The organism is Synechococcus sp. W60.1 (genome assembly GCF_047461575.1).
Taxonomy (GTDB): domain Bacteria; phylum Cyanobacteriota; class Cyanobacteriia; order Thermostichales; family Thermostichaceae; genus Thermostichus.
Map to the genome: position 1 here is coordinate 106,337 of NZ_JANSHL010000010.1, position 3,159 is coordinate 109,495.

Consider the following 3,159-nt stretch of genomic DNA (forward strand, 5'->3'; position numbering starts at 1 on the left):
TGGTAGAGCAGAACAGGCTCAGGGCTACTGAAAGCCCGCTCCGTACCGCTTAGCGGTCGGAGCCGGGTAGTTTACGAAATCTTGCGGATTTGCCGGCGGCGCTCCTCATATTCAGCGCGGGTGATCAAGCCCTGTTTCAACTGGCTTTCCAACTGCTGTTCGGGATCCCGGGCTTCTCGCCCTTCCACACTAGTCCATTCCAGCTCGATCAACTCTCGGTTGAATCGAAAATCGAAATCGGCATTGCTCATGGTCAGGATCCACAGCCCTTCCAGCAAACAAAGGGCGCGTACCCCGTAGCTGAGGATCTGCAGCGGGATGGAAGGAACGAACACCATCAGCCCCACCACCAAGTAACCCCAGCCCCAGCGTCGGTGCCCCATGTAAAAGCGCTGTAACCCTGGAATTAGCACCCCCAGCATCGCCAGCCAACCGGCCACCTCTCGGATCAACCGCCGACGTTCTTGTGGGGGCATATCAGGGCCCCTGCTCTCGGCCATAGACTGCACCAGCTAGACGTGCCATTAAGCTAGCTCAGTTTTGGCCGCACAGGGCTCAGGAACTTGGATCCAACCTCAGAAGATTTTTGAGCAGAATCCTGCCGCCTATACTTGATGGGGGCAGTTCGGGGAAGGAACATGGCAGAGCGGGAGCTATCGGTAGCGATCTTGGCAGCGGGCAAGGGCACCCGGATGCGATCACGGCTGCCCAAGGTGCTGCACAAGCTGGGATCCCTGTCTTTGATCGAGCGGCTGCTGCGCACGGTGCTAACCTTGAAACCCCACCGCTGTCTGGTGGTCGTGGGTTATGAACAAGAGCAGGTGCGCCAAGCCCTGCGGGAGTACCCGGTTGAATTTGTGGAGCAGGCCCAGCAATTGGGCACCGGACACGCCGTTCAGCAACTGTTGCCCGTCCTGGGCGGTTTTCAGGGGGATCTGCTGGTGATCAACGGGGATGTGCCCCTGCTGCGGGCAGAAACCCTGCAAGCTTTGGTGGAGCGCCACCGCCAGGTGAACCCAGAGGTAACCTTGCTCTCGGCTCAGGTGGCGGATCCCTATGGCTATGGACGGGTGTTCTGCGATGCCCAACAGCGAGTGCTGGAACTGGTGGAAGAGCGAGACTGCACCCCAGCCCAACGGCAAAATCGCCGCATCAACAGTGGGGTGTATTGTTTTCACTGGCCGGCTCTGGCCCAGGTTTTGCCCCATCTCAACAGCAACAACGCACAGCAGGAGTACTACCTAACAGATGCCGTCAAGCGGGTGGGCAAAGCCATCGCTCTGGATGTTGCCGATCCGCAAGAAATTGTGGGCATCAACGACCGCCGCCAACTGGCCCAGGCGTACCAGATTTTGCAGGATCGCCTCAAAGAAGCCTGGATGGAAGCCGGGGTCACCTTTGTGGATCCCGATAGCAGCAGCCTGGAGGAAACGGTGGAATTGGCCCCCGATGTGGTGATCGAGCCCCAAACCCATCTGCGAGGGGTGTGCCGCATTGGCTCGGGAACCCGCCTGGGGCCGGGCAGTTGGATCGAGTCCAGCGAGATTGGATCTGGGTGTCACATTCTCTACTCGGTGGTCAGCCACAGCCGCATCGGCAACCACGTCTGGATAGGCCCCTACGCCCACGTGCGCCCCCACAGCCAGATTGGGGATCACTGCCGCATCGGCAACTTTGTGGAAACCAAAAATACCCAGATCGGATCCCACAGCAACGCCGCCCACTTGGCCTACCTGGGAGATGCCAAGCTGGGATCCCAGGTCAACATCGGCGCGGGCACCATCATCGCCAACTACGACGGCCAGCAAAAGCACTTCACCGAAATTGGGGATCGCAGCAAAACAGGCGCCAACTCGGTGTTGGTGGCTCCTTTGCAGGTGGGATCCGATGTCACCATTGCTGCCGGCTCCACCATCCCTGCCCGCTACCCCCTGCCGGATGACTGCTTGGTGATCGCTCGCTCCCGCCCGGTAGTCAAGCCCGGTTGGCGACTTGGGATCCGCTCCTCCCGCCGCCAAGAGCTCCAGCCCATGCCGCCGGGATCCCTCAAGATTTATCCCTTGCGCCTTTTCCCCGGCCAAGATCTCAAGCAGGAACTGGAGCGAGTGGCCCGGCAGCAGCCCTTGCAAGCGGGGTTTGTCCTCAGCGCCGTCGGCAGCCTTAGCCAAGCCACCCTGCGCCTGGCCGACCAAATGGGGGATCACCTGCTGTCGGAACGCCTGGAGATCCTGGCCCTGAGTGGATCCCTGTGCCCTGACGGAGTCCATCTCCATCTCACCGTTGCCGATGCCCGAGGCCAAACCTGGGGGGGACACCTGCGCCCCGGCTGCCTCATCTACACCACCGCCGAAATTGTCCTCGCCGATAGCCCGGAGTACCGCTTCTCCCGTCAACCGGATCCGGCCACCGGCTACCTGGAGTTGCACATCCAACCCGTGGCAGGGGATCCCTGCTGGCCGTCCCCACCCCCCCAACCCCAGCAAAACCAGCAGACAAAACCAGAGGCTGACAACAGCAGGCCGAAAAGCTTACAGTAGTCAATATGAGTTACCTAAAGCTAAAGGGGGCTTGTGAGCGCCAAGCCGAAAGCTTCACGGAACTCATGGACGCTTTGCGGTGTGGCGGGCATGTTACTGGGTTTTCGGACGCAACTCATTCTTAACCGCAAGCAAACAACTCTAGCCGCCCAACACGCTGGGGTAGCCCGCCACGCCTATAACTGGGGCTTAGAAGTCTGTCGGCAAGCCCTGGAGAACCAGCAAAAACTCCCCACCGCCATTGACCTGCACAAGCGCCTGGTAGCTGAAGTGAAGCAAGCGCATCCCTGGTACTACCAGGTCTCCAAATGCGCCCCTCAGCAGGCATTACGCAACTTGGAGCAAGCCCTTAAGCGCTGGCGGGGTGGGTTGGGGAAGTTTCCCCGCTTCAAACGCAAGGGAGTGCGAGACAGCTTTTACCTGGAAGGGAGTATTCGCACTTCTGGCAACCGCATCAAGGTACCTATCTTCGATTGGCTGCGCTGTGCAGAGCTGCTCCCGGTGACCACACCCAAGAACGTGGTTGTTAGCTTGAGAGCCGGACATTGGTACATCTCCTTCAAGTACGAAGCTCCAACACCCCAGGTGGAGAAGACCGGAGAGGTGGTGGGAGTGGATTTGG

At 59.9% G+C, this 3,159-nt stretch carries 3 protein-coding genes and 1 pseudogene; 3 read left to right on the forward strand and 1 reads right to left on the reverse strand.

Annotated elements, in window-relative coordinates; translation table 11 throughout:
• Positions 1 to 71 precede the first annotated feature (71 nt).
• Positions 72 to 476: an SHOCT domain-containing protein gene (locus NW805_RS10120; RefSeq protein WP_414422403.1), complete on the reverse strand. Its 405-nt coding sequence runs from the start codon at positions 474 to 476 to the stop codon at positions 72 to 74.
• A 162-nt stretch (positions 477 to 638) separates the two neighbouring features.
• Between NW805_RS10120 and glmU the strand changes: the two are divergent.
• The 3 genes and pseudogenes from glmU to NW805_RS10135 all read left to right on the forward strand — a co-directional run.
• Positions 639 to 1,988, forward strand: a pseudogene (gene glmU, locus NW805_RS10125) (bifunctional UDP-N-acetylglucosamine diphosphorylase/glucosamine-1-phosphate N-acetyltransferase GlmU); the annotation flags it as partial.
• A 42-nt stretch (positions 1,989 to 2,030) separates the two neighbouring features.
• Positions 2,031 to 2,537, forward strand: coding sequence for a PPC domain-containing DNA-binding protein (locus NW805_RS10130; protein ID WP_414408899.1), 507 nt, complete (start codon positions 2,031 to 2,033; stop codon positions 2,535 to 2,537).
• Between the two features lie 90 nt (positions 2,538 to 2,627).
• Positions 2,628 to 3,159, forward strand: a 532-nt coding sequence (locus NW805_RS10135) for an RNA-guided endonuclease InsQ/TnpB family protein (protein WP_414422404.1), incomplete at its 3' end; no start/stop codon positions are given.